Annotated in this window: 19 protein-coding genes; 13 read left to right on the forward strand and 6 right to left on the reverse strand. The window is 62.4% G+C overall.

The annotated features are described in order from the left end of the window. Positions 1-217 precede the first annotated feature (217 nt). The gene (locus AC07OP_RS22960) at positions 218-1,564 is read left to right on the forward strand and encodes a spinster family MFS transporter (RefSeq protein ID WP_495100997.1); all 1,347 of its coding nucleotides are present in this window, start codon (positions 218-220) and stop codon (positions 1,562-1,564) included. A 120-nt stretch (positions 1,565-1,684) separates the two neighbouring features. Here AC07OP_RS22960 and rapA read toward each other — a convergent pair whose 3' ends face one another. Beyond that, positions 1,685-4,531 carry an RNA polymerase-associated protein RapA gene (gene rapA / locus AC07OP_RS22965; RefSeq protein WP_027604415.1) on the reverse strand — a complete coding sequence of 949 codons (2,847 nt, stop codon included), beginning with the start codon at positions 4,529-4,531 and terminating at the stop codon, positions 1,685-1,687. 218 nt (positions 4,532-4,749) lie between these two features. On the opposite strand from rapA, the gene AC07OP_RS22970 reads away from it, so the two are divergent. After that, positions 4,750-5,091, forward strand: a complete 342-nt coding sequence (locus AC07OP_RS22970) for an aspartate-semialdehyde dehydrogenase (RefSeq protein WP_065926412.1) — start codon at positions 4,750-4,752, stop codon at positions 5,089-5,091. On the opposite strand, the gene AC07OP_RS22975 is transcribed toward AC07OP_RS22970, so the two are convergent. The 3 genes from AC07OP_RS22975 to AC07OP_RS22985 all read right to left on the reverse strand — a co-directional run bounded on the left by AC07OP_RS22975 (position 5,088) and on the right by AC07OP_RS22985 (position 7,700). Then, complete coding sequence (locus AC07OP_RS22975) at positions 5,088-6,269, reverse strand: aminotransferase class V-fold PLP-dependent enzyme (RefSeq protein ID WP_495100998.1); 1,182 nt, start codon at positions 6,267-6,269, stop codon at positions 5,088-5,090. The two genes, AC07OP_RS22970 and AC07OP_RS22975, sit on opposite strands and share 4 nt — an antisense overlap. After that, the gene (locus tag AC07OP_RS22980; RefSeq protein WP_495100999.1) at positions 6,266-6,736 is read right to left on the reverse strand and encodes a RidA family protein; all 471 of its coding nucleotides are present in this window, start codon (positions 6,734-6,736) and stop codon (positions 6,266-6,268) included. Before AC07OP_RS22980 ends, AC07OP_RS22975 begins: the two co-directional genes overlap by 4 nt. 91 nt (positions 6,737-6,827) lie before the next feature. Continuing rightward, on the reverse strand, positions 6,828-7,700 hold the full coding sequence (locus tag AC07OP_RS22985; RefSeq protein ID WP_495101000.1) for a LysR substrate-binding domain-containing protein: 873 nt from the start codon (positions 7,698-7,700) through the stop codon (positions 6,828-6,830). Positions 7,701-7,800: 100 nt separating this feature from the next. Here AC07OP_RS22985 and AC07OP_RS22990 point away from each other — a divergent pair, with 100 nt between their 5' ends. After that, positions 7,801-7,995 carry a hypothetical protein gene (locus tag AC07OP_RS22990; RefSeq protein WP_131697188.1) on the forward strand — a complete coding sequence of 65 codons (195 nt, stop codon included), beginning with the start codon at positions 7,801-7,803 and terminating at the stop codon, positions 7,993-7,995. A gap of 143 nt (positions 7,996-8,138) precedes the next feature. Beyond that, on the forward strand, positions 8,139-8,255 hold the full coding sequence (gene ccoM, locus AC07OP_RS22995) for a cytochrome c oxidase subunit CcoM (protein WP_017530457.1): 117 nt from the start codon (positions 8,139-8,141) through the stop codon (positions 8,253-8,255). A gap of 135 nt (positions 8,256-8,390) precedes the next feature. Here the strand turns inward: ccoM and AC07OP_RS23000 are convergent, their stop codons facing one another. Both AC07OP_RS23000 and AC07OP_RS23005 read right to left on the reverse strand, forming a co-directional pair. Then, positions 8,391-9,866 (reverse strand): inorganic phosphate transporter, encoded by a 1,476-nt coding sequence (locus AC07OP_RS23000; protein WP_027604410.1) that lies wholly within the window; start codon positions 9,864-9,866, stop codon positions 8,391-8,393. 311 nt (positions 9,867-10,177) lie between these two features. Continuing rightward, complete coding sequence (locus AC07OP_RS23005; RefSeq protein ID WP_003172389.1) at positions 10,178-10,378, reverse strand: hypothetical protein; 201 nt, start codon at positions 10,376-10,378, stop codon at positions 10,178-10,180. Positions 10,379-10,937: 559 nt separating this feature from the next. On the opposite strand from AC07OP_RS23005, the gene pcaR reads away from it, so the two are divergent. The 9 genes from pcaR (at position 10,938) to AC07OP_RS23050 (ending at position 20,364) form a co-directional block, all read left to right on the forward strand. Then, complete coding sequence (pcaR, locus tag AC07OP_RS23010) at positions 10,938-11,780, forward strand: pca regulon transcriptional regulator PcaR (RefSeq protein WP_025855315.1); 843 nt, start codon at positions 10,938-10,940, stop codon at positions 11,778-11,780. A gap of 145 nt (positions 11,781-11,925) precedes the next feature. Then, positions 11,926-13,266, forward strand: a complete 1,341-nt coding sequence (gene pcaK / locus AC07OP_RS23015) for a 4-hydroxybenzoate transporter PcaK (protein ID WP_495101001.1) — start codon at positions 11,926-11,928, stop codon at positions 13,264-13,266. A 146-nt stretch (positions 13,267-13,412) separates the two neighbouring features. After that, entirely contained in the window at positions 13,413-14,270 is an 858-nt protein-coding gene (locus AC07OP_RS23020; protein WP_065928284.1) for a CoA transferase subunit A, read from the forward strand. Further along, positions 14,270-15,049, forward strand: a complete 780-nt coding sequence (locus AC07OP_RS23025; RefSeq protein WP_027604407.1) for a CoA-transferase subunit beta — start codon at positions 14,270-14,272, stop codon at positions 15,047-15,049. Before AC07OP_RS23020 ends, AC07OP_RS23025 begins: the two co-directional genes overlap by 1 nt. Then, positions 15,046-16,248, forward strand: a complete 1,203-nt coding sequence (pcaF, locus tag AC07OP_RS23030; protein ID WP_495101047.1) for a 3-oxoadipyl-CoA thiolase — start codon at positions 15,046-15,048, stop codon at positions 16,246-16,248. The genes AC07OP_RS23025 and pcaF overlap by 4 nt, the downstream gene beginning before the upstream one ends. Before the next feature lie 17 nt (positions 16,249-16,265). Beyond that, entirely contained in the window at positions 16,266-16,970 is a 705-nt protein-coding gene (gene pcaH / locus AC07OP_RS23035; protein ID WP_027604405.1) for a protocatechuate 3,4-dioxygenase subunit beta, read from the forward strand. Position 16,971: 1 nt separating this feature from the next. After that, positions 16,972-17,538 (forward strand): protocatechuate 3,4-dioxygenase subunit alpha, encoded by a 567-nt coding sequence (pcaG, locus tag AC07OP_RS23040; RefSeq protein ID WP_098480246.1) that lies wholly within the window; start codon positions 16,972-16,974, stop codon positions 17,536-17,538. A 155-nt stretch (positions 17,539-17,693) separates the two neighbouring features. After that, a complete protein-coding gene (locus tag AC07OP_RS23045) occupies positions 17,694-18,989 on the forward strand; it encodes an MFS family transporter (protein ID WP_065938827.1) in 1,296 nt (431 codons plus the stop codon). Positions 18,990-18,999: 10 nt separating this feature from the next. After that, positions 19,000-20,364, forward strand: a complete 1,365-nt coding sequence (locus AC07OP_RS23050; protein WP_495101002.1) for a 3-carboxy-cis,cis-muconate cycloisomerase — start codon at positions 19,000-19,002, stop codon at positions 20,362-20,364.

Raw genomic sequence — 20,364 nt, forward strand, 5'->3', positions numbered from 1 at the left:
TACTGGAAGGCTCGCCATTCTAATCGGGTCATGGCCGTTGGGAAGGGGGGCAGGCACTTATATTTTTGTCGGCAAAGTCCCGTGTTGTCGGGTGAAATCATGCCCTATCAGCTTTACGAATCATTACAGACAACCACGGCTCGCCTGACTATGTTGCAGGTACCGGGCGGGATGCATCGGGCATCGCAGCTCTCATAACAATAAAAGAGACGGACCCATGCAGAACTCGACCCAAGCGGCGAATGCCTGGCGCATTCTGTTCCTGTTGTTCCTCGCCAACCTGTTCAACTTCTTCGACCGCACCATTCCGGCGATCATCATCGAGCCGATCCGCATGGAATGGCACCTGAGCGACTTCCAGCTCGGCATCATCGGCACCGCTTTCACCATCGTCTACGCCATTGCCGGCCTGCCGCTGGGGCGTCTGGCCGATACCGGCTCGCGCAGCAAACTGATGGGCTGGGGCCTGTTCGCGTGGAGCGGGTTGACGGCGATCAACGGCCTGGTCGGCAGTTTCTGGACGTTTTTGCTGGTGCGCATGGGCATCGGTATCGGTGAAGCCAGCTATGCGCCGGCCGCCAACTCGCTGATCGGCGACCTGTTCCCGGCGCACCGTCGTGCCCGGGCCATGGGGATTTTCATGCTGGGCCTGCCTTTGGGCCTGTTGCTGGCGTTCTTCACCATCGGCTGGATGGTCAAGGCGTTCGACAGCTGGCGCGCGCCGTTCTTCATTGCCGCCGTGCCGGGGCTGATCCTTGCGGTGTTCATGTTCTATATCAAGGAACCCAAGCGCGGCGCCGCCGAAGCCGTACAAGTCTCCCAGGAGCGCGTCGATCGCCCGATTCGCCGTGTGCTGGCCGTGCCGACCTTCCTGTGGCTGGTGCTGGCCGGGTTGTGCTTCAACTTCGCCACCTACGCATGCAACTCGTTCCTGGTGCCGATGCTGCAGCGCTATTTCCTCATGCCCTTGCAGGACGCGGCGGTCGCCACCGGCATCATCGTCGGGTTGACCGGCCTGGTGGGCCTGACCTTGGGGGGCTGGATTGCCGACAAGATCCATCAACGCGTTGCCAATGGCCGACTGCTGTTTGCGGCGTGCAGCCTGATCATCTCCACCGTCACCACCGCCTGGGCCCTGCATGCCGGGCGCATCGAGATCGGCGTGTTTGTGGCGCTGTTCAGTGTGGGCTGGTTGTTTGCGTATAACTTCTACACCTGTGTGTACACCGCGATCCAGGACGTGGTCGAGCCGCGCCTGCGGGCCACGGCGATGGCGCTGTTCTTTGCCGGTTTGTACTTGCTGGGCGGGGGCATGGGGCCGATTGTGGTGGGCGGGTTGTCCGACCATTTTGCCCATGCGGCGATGTATGCGGCGGGGGCCGAGCAGATGACCGAGGCTTACAAGGCGGTGGGCTTGCATGACGCCATGTACCTGATTCCGGTGGCGTTGTTCTTGACCATGCTGTTCCTGTTCCAGGCGTCACGCAGTTTTGTGCGTGATGCCAAGCGGATGAAGGAGGGGTTGAAGGGGGTTGAGGTGCCGGCTGCGGCCGCGATGGCTTGATTCTGCGGTGACGCCATCGGGGGCTTGCCCCCGATGAGGCCCGCAACGCCAACGCTGTTCTCAAGCGAATAAAAAAGGCCCGCAGTGCGCGGGCCTCTATTCAACCGGGCAGGGCGGTAATCAACCGGCCACCAACACCCGAATGGCTTCCAGTCGCAGCGCCGCCTTGTCGAGCATGGCCAGGCCTTGCTCACGTTGGTTGCGCAGGGCGACCAGCTCGCTGTCGCGTACGGTCGGGTTGACCGCTTGCAACGCGGTCAGGCGCGCCAGTTCTTCGTCGGTGTCTGCCGCCAGGCGACGCTTGGCTTCGGCCACACGTTCGGCGTGACGCGGCGTGATCTTCTCTTCACCGGCATTGATCCGCGGTGTGAGTTGATCGCGCTGGGCCTGCACGAACTTGTTGGCGCTGGCCCGTGGCACGCTTTCCAGCTGGTCGTTCAAGGTTTCGAACGAGACGCGGCCGGACAGGTCGTTGCCATTGGTGTCCAGCAGGCAGCGCAGTGCCGCCGGTGGCAGGTAGCGGCCCAGTTGCAGCGCGCGGGGCGCGACCACTTCACTGACGTAGAGCAGCTCCAGCAACACGGTGCCTGGCTTGAGCGCCTTGTTCTTGATCAGTGCCACGGCGGTGTTGCCCATGGAGCCGGACAGCACCAGGTCCATGCCGCCCTGCACCATCGGGTGTTCCCAGGTGATGAACTGCATGTCTTCACGGGACAGCGCCTGGTTACGGTCGTAGGTGATGGTCACGCCTTCGTCGTCGCCCAGGGGGAAGCTCGCGTCGAGCATCTTCTCGCTGGGCTTGAGGATCAGCGCGTTTTCCGAATGGTCTTCGCTGTCGATGCCAAAGGCGTCGAACAGGGTTTCCATGTAGATCGGCAGGGCGAACTGGTCGTCTTGCTCGAGGATGTCCTCCACCAGCGCATCGCCTTCACCTGCGCCACCGGAGTTGAGCTCCAGCAGGCGGTCGCGGCCGGTGTGCAGTTCCTGCTCCAGGCGCTCGCGCTCGGCACGGGCCTCGTCGATCAGGGCTTGCCACTCGCTGTCGTCGGCGTTTTCCAGCAGCGGCAGCAGGCGCGGGCCGAACTGATGCTGCAAGGCGTTGCCGGTCGGGCAGGTGTTGAGGAATGCGTTCAGGGCTTCGTGGTACCACTGGAACAGGCGCTGTTGCGGGCTGGTTTCCAGGTAGGGCACGTGCAGTTCGATCACATGCTTCTGGCCGATCCGGTCCAGACGGCCGATCCGCTGTTCCAGCAGGTCGGGGTGGGATGGCAGGTCGAACAGCACCAGGTGGTGGGAGAACTGGAAGTTGCGGCCTTCACTGCCGATTTCCGAGCAGATCAGCACCTGGGCGCCGAATTCCTCATCGGCGAAGTAAGCAGCCGCGCGGTCACGCTCGAGGATGTTCATGCCCTCGTGGAATACCGTGGCCGGGATACCGGAGCGCACGCGCAGGGCATCTTCCAGGTCCATGGCGGTTTCGGCGTGGGCGCAGATCACCAGGACCTTGGTGCGCTTGAGCATTTTCAGCTGGTCGATCAGCCACTCGACGCGCGGGTCGAAGCGCCACCAGCGGTTTTCTTCGTCGATGTCCGGTTGCGACTGGAAGCTGACTTCCGGGTACAGCTCGGCGTGTTCGCCCAGGGGCAACTCGAGGTATTCGTCCGGGTTCGGCAGCGGGTAGGCGTGCAGCTTACGCTCCGGGAAGCCCTGCACGGCGGCACGGGTGTTACGGAACAGCACGCGGCCGGTGCCGTGGCGGTCGAGCAGTTCACGCACCAGGCGCGCACTGGCTTCGGCGTCGCCATCGTTGACGGCGGTCAGCAGCGCTTCGCCTTCGTTGCCGAGGAAACCTTGGATGGTCTTGTGCGCGGCGGGCGACAGGCGGCCCTTGTCGAGCAGCTCCTGCACGGCTTCGGCCACCGGGCGATAGTTCTCGCTTTCGGCACGGAAGGCGTGCAGGTCGTGGAAACGGTTCGGGTCCAACAGGCGCAGGCGCGCGAAGTGGCTGTCCTGGCCCAGCTGTTCCGGAGTGGCGGTGAGCAGCAGCACGCCGGGAATCACTTCGGCAAGCTGCTCGACCAGCGCGTATTCCGGGCTGGCTTTGTCTTCATGCCAGACCAGGTGGTGGGCTTCGTCGACCACCATCAGGTCCCAGCCGGCGGCGAACAGTGCGTCCTGGGCCTTCTCATCGTCCACCAGCCACTCCAGCGCGACCAGGGCCAGTTGGGTGTCTTCGAACGGGTTGGCGGCATCGCTTTCGATAAAGCGTTCTTCATCGAACAGCGCCACTTGCAGGTTGAAGCGGCGGCGCATTTCCACCAGCCACTGGTGCTGCAGGTTTTCCGGTACCAGGATCAGGACGCGGCTGGCGCGGCCCGACAGCAGTTGGCGATGGATCACCAGGCCGGCTTCGATGGTCTTGCCCAGGCCCACTTCGTCCGCCAGCAACACCCGTGGTGCGATACGGTCAGCGACTTCACGGGCGATATGCAATTGGTGGGCAATAGGTTGCGCACGCACGCCACCCAGGCCCCACAGCGAGGATTGCAATTGGCGGCTGGTGTGTTCGAGGGTGTGATAGCGCAGCGAGAACCAGGCCAGCGGGTCGATCTGCCCGGCGAACAGACGGTCGCTGGCCAGCCGGAACTGGATAAAGTTGGAGAGCTGGGTTTCCGGCAGGGTGACCTGCTCGTTCTGCCCATTGAGGCCGTGGTAGACCAGCAGGCCGTCGACGTCGTCGACTTCCTGCACGGTCATTTTCCAGCCTTCGAAATGGGTGATGGAGTCACCCGGCGAGAACCTCACACGGGTGAGGGGCGCATTCCGTAGCGCATACTGGCGGGTGTCGCCAGTGGCCGGATAGAGCACGGTCAACAAGCGGCCGTCCTGTGCCAGAACGGTGCCTAACCCCAGCTCTGCTTCGCTGTCACTAATCCAGCGTTGCCCCGGTTGATACTGCTGCGCCATGCTGCCTGACTCCCGCCGTGAAAAAGCCGACTATGTTAACGGAACAAGGCCCCACGCCCAAGGACTCTGACAAAAACTACTCCGTTTGGGCGGCCGGGTGAGCACGCAATCGACGGGTGGCGGGCACTTGTGAGTGTCGACTGGGTCACAGGTTGGCGAACCTGCGCTCAAGTCGTCGCGCGGCCCGCCGACAGCCTGCTGACAGGAGAACAACTATCATGCTTCCACCTATGCTGCCCGTCAGCGTCGTACCGGTTACGTCGCAACTCGACCCGGTCCGCCAGAAACCCGATATTCCGCCCGTGGTCCCTGTGCAAGCGGGCTCCAACGAAAGCACCATCGACCTGAAAAAGGGCGATGCCGAGCAGTCGACTTTTTTGCTGCGCGAGGAACAACGCCGCCAGCAGGAACAGCAGAAACGCCGGCGCGAAGCCGATGAAGACCCGGATCAGCACTTGGCGATCCCGGGCGACCTGCTCAATGCCGACAACACCGTACCGGTCGTGCCGCTGATCGAAGACGCGCCGCGCCAGGGCTTGTGGGTGGACGTCGAGGTTTAGCCCCGCAGTTCCCCCAGGGCCGTCATCAGCAACTCGATGTCGTGATCGTTGTTGAACGGGCTGACGGAGATCCGCGCAATGCTGGTCAGGCCACGGGCCTGCATATCCAACGGGGTGTAGGCCACACCGTTGGCGCCGATATTGATCCGTTTCAATCCCAATTGCCGCTTGAGTTCGAAGGCGTCCCAGCCGGCGAGGTTGAAGGCGATCAAGCCTGATTGAAGCGTGCCCAGGTCATGCAGGGAAACGCCCGGAATCCCACGCAATGCTTCGCGGATTCGCCTGCTGGTGTGCGTGATGCGTTCCCACACACGCTCGATCCCCAACTGATTCATCTCCTGCAGTGCATTGCCCAGGCCCGCTAGCAGGGCAAAGGACACCTCGCTGGTCTCAAAGCGCCGGGCGTCGTTGCGCAGGTCGAAACCGTCGGCGCTCCAGGGGGCGGAAAACACGTCGCGCTGGGCGGGGTTCAAGTGCGAGAGGAAATCCGGCCGCACATACAGCAGCGCCGTTCCCCGTGGCCCGCGCAGGTGCTTGCGCCCGGCCGCCTTGAGCACATCGCACTGCAACGCCTGCACGTCCACCGGCACCTGGCCGACGGCTTGGCCGGCATCAATAAAGTAGGCAATGGCATGACGCCTGGCCACTTCGCCGATGGCCTGGGCGGGGTTGATCAGTCCGCCGTTGGCGGGGAGCCAGGTGAGGTCGATGAGCTTTACCCTTGAATCGATCATCGCTTCCAATGCCACGGGGCACACCGCGCCGGTGGCATCGCAGGGGATGACGTCCACCCGCGCGCCGGCTTGCACCGCCCACTGCATGCTCGCCAGGTTGCCGCCCCATTCGTGGCGTCCTACCAGAATGCGGTCGCCCGGCTGCCACGGGCCCAAGGCCTGGAACGCCATGCTCCAGGCGGTCGAGCCGCTGCTGGCAAAGGCAATAGACGGGGTGGTCGCGTTGAGCAACTGCGCGGCCGCGCGGCGGGCTTTTTCTACCAGCAACGCGCCATGCTCGCCGGCTTCCATCGGGCCGTCGCGGGCTTCGCGTTGTAGTTGGTCGATGATGGCGTCAAGGGTCGCCTGGCTCGGCAAGGAGGCACCGGCAGAGTTGAAGTGCACGATGCCCGATTGGCAGCCGGGAGTGCCCTCGCGCAGATGTTGCACGTGCAGCGGGCTCACGGCTGCAACTCGAAAATCCCGTCAACCTCCACCGCCACGCCGGCCGGCAGACTTGAAACGCCCACTGCCGTGCGCACATGCCGGCCTTTTTCGCCGAGGGCATTCACCAGCAGGTTGGACGCCCCATTGGCCACCGCGCCCTGGCGCTGGAACTCGCCGCTGCTGGCGATAAACACCCCCAGGCGCAGAACGCGCACCAGGCGCGACAGGTCATCGCCCAGGGCATCGCTCAATTGCGCGAGTAAGCCCAGTGCAGCCAGTTCCGCTGCCTGGATACCTTCTTCCTCGCTGAGGGATTCGCCCAGGCGGCCCACGTAGGCAGGCTTGCCGTCTATCAGCGGGATTTGCCCAGAGATAAACAGCTGGTTCTGGCTGACCACATGGTTGATGTAGTTGGCAATCGGTTGGCTGGGTGATGGCAGCGTCAGGCCGAGGGCTTGCACGCGGTGGCGGAGGGAGTCGCTCATGGTGAATCCTCTTGGGTCAGGAGGTTTCAGCATGTGGGGCAGGGGGGAGTGTCGACAAACGGATAGATCTCATTCGACGTATCGAAATAACTCACGTCTCGCGGCAGATGTCCTTCAACCACTCGCTGAAACACCGCGCGGCGTCGCTGGCAGGGCCTTGCGCTGCAATCAACCAGTAGCCTATTTCGCTGTGATAGGGCGGCCAATCGAAGGCTTCTACCAGGCTGCCATCATCCAGCCTGCGTTGGATCAAGCGATGACGGCCCATGGCAATGCCCTGGCCGGCCACCGCGGCTTCGACCACGATGTTGTAGTCGTGCAGCATGACGCGCGGGTGGTGCCTGAGGTCGACTTGATAATGCCCAGACCAGTCCGTCCACTCAAAAGGCCGGTGCGAAGTGGCCATCAACAGCGCACCGTTGTGCACTTGGCTGGCCTTGAATGCCGGGCTGCACACCGGTGAGATCACCTCCGGCATCAGTCGTGTGGCCTGTACGTCGGGCCAGTCGCCCTTGCCGTAGCGAATGGCCAGGTCGACTTCGGCCGCCGCGACGTTTGCCAGTTGAATCGCCGGCAGCAACTCCACCTGGATATGCGGATAGCGGTTGAGAAAACCGGCCAGGCGCGGCGCCAACCACAGGGTGGCGAACGACGCCAGCAGGCCGACACGTAACACCGTGGCGCTGGGCACCAGCCGTTGGGCGCGGGTTGCGACGGCGATGGCGTCCAGGGCGGGACGGATTTCGGCGTAGTACTGCTGGCCGTCTGCGGTCAGATCGATCGCGCGGGTGCGTCGGATAAACAGCGATTTACCCAGGTGCTGTTCGAGTTTTTGTACCTGATGGCTCAGGGCACTCTGGGTTACCGACAACTCCTGCGCGGCCTTGATAAAGCTCAAGTGCCGGGCCACGGCTTCAAAGGCGCGCAGGGCCAGCAGCGGCGGAAGATCCTTATGCAGTGCCACCTGGATGGGCCTCCTTGAGTGGTTGGAAAGTGCCGATTTTGGGCGTCGCTCGGCCTTTTGTCGCCGGTTGATTTGCCGTCGGGCGCAGGAGTCCGCATTATTGAGCCTTACTCGCCACGACGTAAGCCAAGCCATGAGTGATGACGACAAGCTGATCGACCTGAACGCCGAACGCGCCAAGCGCGTGCATGACCTGAATGACAAGCGCCTGAATGAAGTGCGCCAGGCGTTTGAACAGGCGATGCCTTTAGGCAAAGCCAAGAAAAAATCAAAGAACAAACCCAAAAAGCGTTAAAACGGCCTGCATCTATTGATGCAGGTCAGTTATTACCCTTCTTTACGCCCCGTCGCGGGCGACATTGATCCCCGTCAATTTTCCAATCCGCCTTCTCCATTAACTTAGCCCTATCGCAACAAGGCAAGTGCAGGAGGCCGGTCATGTTTATCGATAATGTGGTATTCGCCGGAGTGCTGACTGTAAGCCTCATGGTGCTGTTTTTTGTAGGGTTTGGATTTTTTATCTGGAAAGACGCGAACAAGCGTAAAAAACCTTAGGTCTTTCCGGGTTACATGAGCACGCAAGGCATTTTGGGCGACTTCGGTCGCCCTTTTTTTTGGGTGTTTAATTCTGGTCCATAAAAAAGGTGCGGTCCTCACAGAGGCCGCACCTTTTTTGTCAGCGCCTGGCGATCAGTTGCCCAGTGCCTTGGAGGCCAGCCAGAACAAGCCGGCCGAGAGGCCCACGGTCGCAGGCAGGGTCAACACCCAAGCCATCAGGATGGTCTTGACCGTGCCACCTTGCAGGCCGCTCTTGTTGGCGACCATGGTGCCCGCTACGCCGGAAGACAGGACGTGGGTGGTGGAGACCGGCAGGGCGAAGATATTGGCGAAGCCAATCATGGTGGCGGTGGTGATCTGTGCCGACATGCCCTGGGCATAGGTCATGCCCTGCTTGCCGATCTTCTCGCCGATCGTCAGTACCACACGCTTCCAGCCCACCATGGTGCCCAGGCCCAGGGCCAGTGCGACCGCGAGGATCACCCAGAACGGCGCGTACTCGGTGGTGGCGGTGAGGTCCTTGCGCAGTTTGTCGAGGTCGGACTTCTCACGCGCTTCCAGGCCCGGCAACTTGCCGACTTTTTTCGCGGTGTCGTCCAGGCACAGCAGGTAGCGGCGCACTTCGATGCGGTGATCGGCACTCAGGGAATGGTAATCGGAGACGCCTTTCAAGGTATCCAGCAAGGCATTGATGGTGGGTTCGGTCTGCTGCGGGTTGCAGCGGAACTTGCCCGGCAGGTCGTCTTTCACGCTTTTGCCCAGGGCCAGGAACTCACCCAGGGTCTCGTGGTTGCGCTGGTAGAACTGGTTAAGGTGCAGCGTGGCGTCGCGAGTACGCTCGATCTGGTAGGTGGTGCTGCCCAGGTCGAGTACGAACTGCGCCGGCACGATACCGATCAGCACCAGCATGATCAGGCCGATGCCTTTCTGGCCATCGTTGGAGCCGTGCACGAAACTCACGGCCATGGCCGAAATCACCAGGACCAGGCGGTTCCAGAACGGCGGGTGCTTCTTGTCGTCGAGCTTGCGGCGCTGGTCCGGGGTCTTGTGCATCTTCGACAGCGGGCGCCACCATTTCAGGCCGATCAGCACCAGGGCTGCGACCAGGAAGCCGGCCATCGGCGAGAACACCAGGGACGCGCCGATATCGACGGCCTTCTGCCAGTTCACACCGTCAGCCAGGGGGATGTCGTTGATCAGGGCATTGGCCAGGCCGACACCGAGGATCGAACCGATCAGGGTATGGGAGCTGGAGGCGGGGATACCGAAGTACCAGGTGCCCAGGTTCCAGGTGATCGCCGCGGCTAACAACGAGAAGACCATCGCCAAGCCATGGCCGGTGTTCACATTGATCAGCAGCTCCACGGGCAGCAGGTGCACGATGGCGTAGGCGACACCGACACCACCGAGCAACACGCCGAGGAAGTTGAACACCCCGGAGAAGAACACGGCCAGATGCGGCGGCATGGCTTTGGTATAGATGACTGTGGCCACCGCGTTAGCGGTGTCATGAAAGCCATTGATGAACTCGAAGGCGAGGACAAAGGCCAGGGCGAGCAACAGGCTCACGAGAACCCAAGCATCCAGTCCGCTGAATAAATCGATCATGAAGGTTTTCTGACCCGGTCGTAAGGGGGCGCGATTATGCCAGAAAACCTCGGTAATCGATGCACTAGCTGCTCATCGGTATCAATCTTCATCGAATCGCCCTGGGCGAAAGCTGGCAATCCCAGGGTTTTCGGGGCTTTGGCAAGTCTTTGATTTATAACGCGCAGCGCTGAAAAGACAGGGTTTTGTCACCAAATCGTCATGCCTGAAACATTTGTATGAAATTTTACAGGCGATCGCGGGATGAGGCCGACGGCGCGCTGGCTAAATGGCAGCACTCCAGCCAGGACCCAAGACTCAAGCCGAAGCGCTTATGGCTCTTCGGCCTTGAGTTCCTGTTCAATCTTTTGGATTTCCTGGGCAAATGCCTGGTCGAGCAGGCTGGCTCGCTTGCGCCATGGTTTGCGTTCCGGTTCAGGCTGGGCGGCGTAGGTGGTGACTTCCCCGCCGTAAACGTCCTTGTAACGTTGCTCCTGGCGCTCAAGTTCCGCGCGCAGTTCATCTTTCGTCACATTGTTACCTAATTGAGTTGAGTGTAAATACGTAGCAGCGTTAATGCCTGAATGCCGCCTCGGGTTGTTCCAAATTGAACCCATGAAGTGTTCAAGTTTGAAATGGAAACGAGAGGCCACTGTTGTGGCAGTCATTGCAGGCAGGTAGTTGCGACCGTTCATGCACGGCCTGTGCATGGTCTGGCGAGCTCCGGCCCCGATATCAAACCGGGCTGACCTCCGCACAGGGTGCATTATAGCGGCGCATTTGAATAACACTATCGGCATAAAGTTAAAAAGCGTCAACTTTGTGTGAGTGTTTTGTTACGTGGACGTGTCGGTATTTGCTGAAAAACTGGCGTCATAAATACAACAAGGGATACCGTTATTAAATGACCGGCTTAACATTATCGGATGGCGAGATTGGGACATCTGCCAGGTGCGGTGCTGAATTGCGATAATCGCATGATTGTCCGATAATCGCCCGATGTTGCGGGGCGTGCCTTGTGCGCCACGGCCGGCCCGGCTTGTAATAGCAGCCTAATCCCCTGCGGTTGACAATAAGAGAAAGGAACCTGGCATGAACGATCAATTGCGCAACTCTTTCGCGTCAGTGGCGCCGCCGATCGTTGCCTCGCCGGCCAAACGTATCCAGGCGTTTACCGGCGACCCGGACTTCATGACCTCCCTGGCCCGTGGCCTGGCCGTGGTGCAGGCGTTCCAGGAGCGCAAGCGCCACCTGACCATCGCCCAGATCAGTCACCGCACCGAGATCCCCCGCGCCGCCGTACGCCGTTGCCTACATACCTTGATCAAGCTCGGCTACGCCACCACCGATGGGCGCACCTATTCATTGCTGCCCAAAGTCCTGACCCTGGGGCATGCCTACCTGTCCTCCACGCCTTTGGCGGTATCGGCCCAGCCTTACCTGGACCGCATGAGCGAGCAACTGCACGAAGCCTGCAACATGGCCACCCTCGAAGGCGACGACATCCTCTACATCGCCCGTTCGGCCACCACCCAGCGCCTGATTTCCGTGGACCTGTCGGTGGGCGGACGGTTGCCGGCCTATTGCACCTCCATGGGCCGTATCCTGCTCGCGGCATTGGATGACGCGTCGCTGCAGGACTACCTAGATCACGCCGACCTGCAAACCAAGACCAGCCGCACCCTGACCACCCCCGAGGCCTTGTTCGAATGCCTGCAACAAGTGCGGCAGCAGGGCTGGTGCATTGTCGACCAGGAATTGGAACAAGGCCTGCGCTCTATCGCCGTGCCGGTGTATGACGCGTCCGGCCAGGTGCTGGCGGCGCTCAATGTCAGTACTCACGCTGGGCGGGTCAGCCGCAGCGAGCTGGAACAGCGTTTCCTGCCGAGCATGCTCAGTGCCAGCCGTGAGTTGAGTGCGCAGTTGTTTGCCTAAGGTGTTCGGTGACCGCACAGATCCCCGCTTGATCAATTGACGATGTTTCCCCCGGCTTATTACTGTGCGGCAGCGCTCTTGAGGGCGCCCCAATAATAATGACGGCCCCAGGCCGTTGGCCCGCCATCGGTGTGGAATAAGAATAATGAATCAACCTTCTGTCGGCACGACCCTGGACGTCCAGTCCTTCATCAACACCCAGCCACTGTCCCGTTACCAGTGGCGCGTGGTGATCCTGTGTTTCCTCATCGTTTTCCTCGATGGCCTCGACACCGCCGCCATGGGCTTTATCGCGCCCGCGCTGTCCCAGGACTGGGGCATTGACCGCGCCAGCCTTGGCCCGGTGATGAGCGCTGCGTTGATCGGCATGGTATTCGGCGCCCTGGGTTCCGGACCGCTGGCTGACCGTTTCGGGCGCAAGGTTGTGCTGGTGGGCGCGGTGCTGGTGTTTGGCGCCTTCAGCCTGGCCTCGGCCTACAGCAGCAACGTGGACCAATTGCTGGTGCTGCGTTTTCTCACCGGGCTGGGCCTGGGTGCCGGCATGCCGAACGCGACGACCTTGCTCTCCGAATACACCCCTGAGCGCCACAAGTCGCTATTGGTGACCAGCATGTTCTGTGGTTTCAACCTGGGCATGGCCGGTGGCGGGTTTATCTCGGCCAAGCTGATCCCGGCGTTCGGCTGGCACGCCTTGTTGATGATCGGCGGCATCCTGCCGTTGATCCTGGTGGTGGTGCTGATGCTGTGGCTGCCGGAATCGGCGCGTTTCCTGGTGGTGCGCAATCGAGGTGTCGACAAGGTGCGCAAGACTTTGTCGCCCATCGAACCCTTAATCGTCGCCCAGGCCACGGCCTTCAGCGTGCCTGAACAAAAAACCGTCAAGGCGCGCAACGTGTTCGCGGTGATTTTCTCGGGCACCTACAGCGCCGGCACCTTGCTGCTGTGGCTCACGTACTTCATGGGCCTGGTGATCGTGTACCTGCTGACCAGCTGGCTGCCGACCCTGATGCGCGACAGCGGCGCCAGCATGGAGCAGGCTGCGTTTATCGGCGCGTTGTTCCAGTTTGGTGGCGTATTGAGCGCCGTCGGCGTGGGATGGGCGATGGACCGGTTCAACCCCCACAAGGTCATCGGCACCTTCTACCTGCTGGCCGGGGTGTTTGCCTACGCGGTGGGGCAGAGCCTGGGCAATATCACCCTATTGGCCACCTTGGTGCTGGTCGCCGGGATGTGCGTCAACGGTGCGCAATCGGCGATGCCATCCCTGGCGGCGCGCTTCTACCCGACCCAAGGCCGCGCCACCGGCGTGTCGTGGATGCTTGGCATCGGCCGTTTCGGCGCGATCCTCGGCGCGTGGATGGGCGCCACCTTGCTGGGCCTGGGCTGGAACTTCGAGCAGGTGCTCACCGCCCTGGTGATTCCGGCCGCTTTGGCCACGGCAGCCGTGGTGATCAAAGGCATGGTCAGCCATGCGGATGCGACCTGAGATCAATCGATAGCCTGCCAACAATCCGTTCGATAATCGAACGCTGAGTCGATTATCGGATTGTTTGGCCGATTTCCCCGGCTTAATCTTCAAGCACTTCGGCGCCACCTCAGCGCCTTTTCGATCCACACCGGGAGCCCAACCCCATGGCTGAAATTCTTGCGCTGCGTGACGCGGTGAAGCAATTCGTGAACGACGGCGACACTGTCGCACTGGAAGGCTTCACCCATCTGATCCCTACGGCAGCGGGTCATGAAATCATTCGTCAGGGCAAGAAAGACCTGACACTGGTGCGTATGACGCCTGACCTGATCTACGACCAGTTGATCGGTGCCGGGTGTGCGCGCAAGCTGATTTTCTCCTGGGGCGGTAACCCGGGTGTAGGTTCCCTGCATCGCCTGCGTGACGCGGTCGAAAAGCAATGGCCGCAACCGTTGGAAATCGAAGAACACAGCCACGCCGACCTGGCCAATGCCTACGTCGCCGGCGCATCGGGCCTGCCGTTCGCGGTGCTGCGCGCCTACGCGGGTTCCGACTTGCCCAAGGTCAACCCGCTGATCAAGACCGTGACGTGCCCGTTCACCGGTGAAGTGCTGGCAGCGGTACCGTCGGTGCGTCCGGACGTCACCGTGATCCACGCGCAAAAGGCTGATCGCAAGGGCAACGTGTTGCTCTGGGGCATTCTAGGGGTGCAGAAGGAAGCGGCCCTGGCGGCCAAGCGCTGCATCGTCACCGTGGAAGAAATCGTCGATGACCTGAACGCGCCGATGAACAGCTGCGTGCTGCCGACCTGGGCCCTGACGGCGGTGTGCCATGTACCCGGTGGTGCTCATCCGTCTTACGCCCACGGCTACAACGAGCGTGACAATCGCTTCTACCAGGCGTGGGACCCCATCGCCCGCGACCGTGGGACCTTTACCGCCTGGATGGATGAATACATCCACGGCACTGCCGATTTCAGTGAATTCCAGGCCAAGCTGACCACGCAGCAGGAGGCCAAGTAATGGCTTACTCGACCAATGAAATGATGACCGTCGCCGCCGCGCGTCGCCTCAAAAACGGCTCCGTATGCTTTGTGGGCATCGGCCTGCCGTCCAAGGCCGCCAACCTGGCACGCCTGACTTCGTCGCCGGATGTGGTGCTGATCTACGAATCCGGGCCGATTGGCGCCAAGCCCAGCGTATTGCCACTGTCGATCGGTGATGGCGAGCTGGCGGAAACCGCCGACACTGTGGTGCCGACCGGCGAGATTTTTCGCTACTGGCTGCAGGGCGGGCGTATCGACGTGGGCTTCCTCGGCGCCGCGCAAGTCGACCGCTTCGGCAACATCAACACCACCGTGGTCGGTGATTATCACCAACCCAAGGTGCGCCTGCCGGGCGCCGGTGGCGCGCCGGAAATCGCCGGCTCGGCCAAGAGCGTATTGATCATCCTCAAGCAGTCGTCCCGTTCGTTTGTCGACAAGCTGGACTTCATCACCTCGGTCGGCCACGGCGAAGGTGGGGATTCGCGTAAACGCCTGGGTCTGCCGGGTGCCGGTCCTGTCGGAATCATTACCGACCTGTGCATCATGGAGCCGGAAGAGGGCACCCATGAATTCGTGGTCACCGCCCTCCATCCGGGCGTGACCCGCGAGCAAGTCGTAGCGGCCACCGGTTGGGCGATTCGGTTTGCCGAGCAGGTCAGCACCACCGCCGAGCCGACCGAGGTCGAGTTGACCGCCCTGCGTGATCTCGAAGCACGCACGGCCGCCGCCCATGGCCAAGCCCCGGGAGAAGCCTGATGCGCGAGGTGTTTATCTGCGATGCGATTCGCACCCCCATCGGCCGCTTTGGCGGTGGCCTGTCCAGTGTGCGCGCCGATGACCTGGCGGCCGTGCCGATCAAGGCACTGATCGAGCGCAACCCTTCCGTGGACTGGTCGGCCGTCGACGAGGTGTTCCTCGGCTGCGCCAACCAGGCCGGTGAAGACAACCGCAACGTCGCCCGCATGGCGTTGCTGCTGGCCGGCCTGCCGGAAAGCATTCCCGGCGTCACCCTCAACCGTCTGTGCGCCTCGGGCATGGATGCGATCGGCACCGCGTTTCGCGCCATCGCCAGCGGCGAAATGGAGCTGGCGATTGCCGGTGGCGTCGAGTCGATGTCCCGTGCGCCGTTCGTGATGGGCAAGGCGGATGCGGCGTTTTCGCGCAACATGAAGCTGGAAGACACCACCATCGGCTGGCGTTTTATCAACCCGTTGATGAAAGCCCAGTACGGCGTGGACGCCATGCCGCAGACCGCCGATAACGTCGCCGACGACTACCAGGTTTCCCGCGCCGACCAGGACGCCTTTGCCCTGCGCAGCCAGCAACGCACCGCCGCCGCCCAGGCTGCCGGGTTCTTCGCTGAAGAAATCGTACCGGTACGGGTCGTCCAGAAAAAAGGCGAAACCGTGGTGGAGCACGATGAGCACCCCAGGGACACCACCCTTGAAGCCCTGGCCAAACTCAAGCCGGTCAACGGCCCGGACAAGACCGTCACCGCGGGCAATGCCTCGGGGGTGAACGACGGTGCGGCCGCACTGATCCTGGCGTCTGCCGAAGCGGTGAAAAAACACGGCCTGACTGCCCGCGCCCGCGTGCTGGGCATGGCCAGCGCCGGTGTTGCGCCACGGGTGATGGGCATCGGCCCGGTGCCGGCGGTGCGCAAGCTGGTGGAACGCCTGGGCCTGGCCGTGACTGACTTCGATGTGATCGAACTCAACGAAGCCTTCGCCAGCCAAGGCCTGGCGGTGCTGCGTGAACTGGGCATCGCCGACGATGCACCCCAGGTCAACCCGAACGGTGGCGCCATCGCACTGGGCCACCCGTTGGGCATGAGCGGTGCACGGCTGGTATTGACGGCCCTGCATCAGTTGGAAAAAACCGGCGGCCGTAAAGGCCTGGCGACCATGTGCGTGGGCGTCGGCCAAGGCCTGGCCCTGGCGATCGAACGCATCTAATAAGAGAGGACAGCTCCATGAGTGACAAGCCCGGTTACCGGCGCCCGCAAGCGGGCACTCAGCCTGATTACCTGCACCCGGCCTACCAGTCGACGAACCTGCGTTCGCCGTCCCAGCCGTTGGTGTTCCTGCCCCATTCCTTGTCGGAAATCACCGGCCCGACCATCGGTGCCGAGCGAGTCAGCGAAAAGGACAACGACCTCACCGCCCAACACGACGGCGAACCGTTGGGCGAACGCATCATCATTCATGGCCGCGTGCTGGATGAAAACGGCCTGCCGGTGCCGGGCATCCTCGTGGAGATCTGGCAGGCCAACGCCGCCGGTCGCTACAACCACAAGCGCGACCTGCACGATGCGCCGCTGGACCCGAACTTCACCGGCACCGGGCGCACCGTCACCGACGCCGATGGCTGGTACCAGTTCCAGACCATCAAGCCTGGGGCCTACCCATGGGGCAACCACCACAACGCGTGGCGCCCGGCGCATATCCACTTTTCGCTGTTCGGCCCGAGCGTGCTGACGCGCCTGGTGACGCAGATGTATTTCCCTGGCGACCCGCTGCTGGAATACGACCCGATCTACAACTGCGTACCGGATACCAGCGCCAAGGAGCGCCTGATCGCCCGTTTCGACCTGGAAAAGACCATTCCTTCCTATGCCCTCGGCTACCGCTGGGACATCGTCCTGCGCGGCCGCGACGCCACGCCGATGGAGAAATGAGATGACACTCTACGCGACCACGTCCCACACCGTCGGGCCGTACTACCACATCGGCCTGACCTGGCTGAACCGCGAGGATTTGACCGTCGCCGCCACCCTCGGCGAGCGCGTGGCGATCAGCGGGCAAGTGGTGGACGGCAACGGTGATGTTGTCAACGACGCCATGCTCGAAGTCTGGCAGGCCAATGCCGCCGGCAAGTACGACCACCCTGAAGACGAGCAGGACAAGGCGCTGGACCCGAACTTCGAAGGCTTTGGCCGGGTGCCGGTGGATGCCGAAGGGCGCTTCCGCTTTACCACGATCAAGCCGGGCAGCGTGCCGGGCCTGCAAGGCACGACCCAGGCGCCGCACCTGGTGGTGCTGGTGTTTGCCCGTGGGCTGGTGAAACACCTGCTGACGCGGATTTATTTCGAGGGCGAGGCGTTGAACGGGGACGACCCGTTGCTGGCCTGTGTGCCTGCCGAGCGGCGCGGCACGTTGATTGCCAAGCCGGACGCGGCGGGTGTGCACCAGTGGAATGTAATTTTGCAGGGCACAGATAAGGAGACGGTGTTCTTCGATTATTGAGTCGCTTGTCAGGGCCCCATCGGGGGCAAGCCCCCTCCCACATTTTGATGTGGGAGGGGGCCGGTTCAGGCACTGCCTACGCAAAAGTCTGCTTGCGGAACATGGTTGTTGCAAAGTATGTCTAGGCTATAACCGTTCCCACTGAGTGAAAAACCATGACAACAACCACCAGTCACTACACCGGAGAAGAGCGCAGCAAACGGATCTTTGCGATTGTCGGTGCCTCCTCCGGCAACCTGGTCGAATGGTTCGACTTCTACGTCTATGCCTTCTGCGCCATCTACTTTGCCCCGGCGTTTTTCCCGTCGGATGACCCCACGGTCCAACTGCTCAACACCGCTGGCGTGTTCGCCGCCGGCTTCCTGATGCGCCCCATCGGCGGCTGGCTGTTCGGCCGGGTCGCCGATAAGCACGGGCGCAAGAATTCGATGATGATCTCGGTGCTGATGATGTGCGCCGGTTCCCTGGTCATCGCCTTTTTGCCCACCTACAAAGACATCGGCGCCTGGGCCCCGGCCCTGCTGCTGGTGGCGCGGCTGTTCCAGGGCCTGTCGGTGGGGGGCGAATATGGCACCACTGCGACCTACATGAGTGAAGTCGCGCTCAAGGGCCAGCGTGGGTTTTTCGCCTCGTTCCAGTACGTGACCCTGATCGGTGGCCAACTGTTGGCGGTGCTGGTGGTGGTGATCCTGCAACAGATCCTCACTGAGGAAGAGCTGCGGGCCTGGGGCTGGCGGATTCCGTTCGTGATCGGCGCGATTGCCGCGGTGATCTCCCTGCTGCTGCGTCGCACCCTCAAGGAAACCACCAGCAAGGAAACCCGCGAGGACAAGGACGCCGGCAGTATCGCCGCGCTGTTCCGTGACCATAAGGCGGCATTCATCACCGTGCTCGGCTACACCGCAGGCGGTTCGCTGATTTTCTACACCTTTACCACCTACATGCAGAAGTACCTGGTGAACACCGCCGGGATGCACGCCAAGACCGCCAGTTACATCATGACCGGCGCGCTGTTCCTGTACATGTGCATGCAGCCGCTGTTCGGCATGCTGGCCGACAAGATCGGCCGGCGTAACTCGATGCTGTGGTTCGGCGCGTTGGGCACACTGTGCACGGTGCCGATCCTGCTCAGCTTGAAAACCGTCAGCAGTCCGTTCCTGGCGTTTGTGCTGATCACCCTGGCCCTGGCGATTGTCAGCTTCTACACCTCGATCAGCGGCCTGGTAAAGGCGGAAATGTTCCCGCCACAAGTGCGCGCCCTGGGCGTGGGCCTGGCCTATGCGGTGGCCAACGCGATCTTCGGCGGTTCGGCGGAATACGTGGCCCTGGGCCTCAAATCCATGGGCATGGAAAACACCTTCTATTGGTATGTCACCGGCATGATGGCGGTGGCCTTCCTGTTCAGCTTGCGCTTGCCGAAACAGGCGGCGTACCTGCATCACGATTTGTAAGGGATGAGTTATGACACTGCGCACGAGCAATCAACTGTTCGACGCTTACTTCACCGCTGACAGCATGGCCGAGGTGTTCTGCGACCAGGGACGCCTGCAGGGCATGCTCGATTTCGAAGCCGCGCTCGCCCGGGCGCAGGCCCGGGTCGGGTTGATCCCCCAGGCCGCCGTGGCGCCGATTGCCCAGGCGTGCCTGGCGTCGCTGTACGACGTGGATGCCCTCGGCGTGGCGATTGCCACGGCGGGGAATTCGGCGATTCCGCTGGTGAAGGCGCTGGGCAAGTTGATTGCCAGCGGGGATGCCGGGGCCGAACGTTATGTGCACCTGGGCGCGACCAGCCAGGACGTGATGGACACCGGGCTGGTGCTGCAACTGCGCCGGGCCCTGGGGTTGATCGAAACGGACCTGGCGCGTCTGGGCGACGTGCTGGCCGCCCAGGCCCAGCGTTATTCGACGACGCCGTTGGCCGGGCGTACCTGGTTACAGCACGCGACGCCGGTCACCCTGGGGATGAAGATTGCCGGTTGGCTGGGCGCGGTGACGCGCAGTCGCCAGCGTTTGAAAGAACTGCAACCGCGTTTGCTGGTGCTGCAATTCGGCGGCGCGTCCGGGACGTTGGCGGCACTCGGTGAACACGCCGTGCCGGTGGCCGAGGCGCTGGCGGCGGAGTTGCAACTGAGCTTGCCTGAACAACCCTGGCACACCCAACGGGATCGTCTGGTGGAGTTCGCCTCCGTCCTGGGCCTGATCGCCGGCAGCCTCGGCAAACTGGGCCGCGATATCAGCCTGCTGATGCAAACCGAAGCGGCCGAAGTGTTCGAGCCGTCGGCGCCCGGCAAGGGCGGTTCGTCGACCATGCCGCACAAACGCAACCCGGTGGGCGCCGCTGTGCTGATCAGCACCGCCACGCGCGTGCCCGGCCTGGTGGCGACGATGTTCAGCGCCATGCCCCAGGAACACGAACGCAGCCTGGGCCTGTGGCACGCCGAATGGGAAACCTTGCCGGAGATTTGCCGCCTGGTGTCCGGGGCCTTGAAACAAGCGCTGCTGGTGAGCGAAGGGTTGGAAGTCGACCCCGGACGCATGGCCCACAACCTCGACCTGACCCAAGGCCTGGTGCTGGCCGAAGCCGTCAGCATCGTGCTGGCTCAACGCCTGGGCCGGGAAACCGCGCACCACCTGCTGGAGCAATGCTGCAAACGCGCCGTCGCAGAAGGGCGCCACTTGCGCGCGGTGCTGGCGGACGAACCGCAGGTCACCGCCGAGCTGTCCGCCACCGAGTTGGACCGCCTGCTCGACCCGGCCCACTACCTGGGCCAGGCGCCCACTTGGGTCACTCGCGCTGTCACCGAACACTTTGCATTGAACGCCTAA

The sequence above is a fragment of the Pseudomonas sp. GW821-FHT09D08 genome, assembly GCF_059416305.1.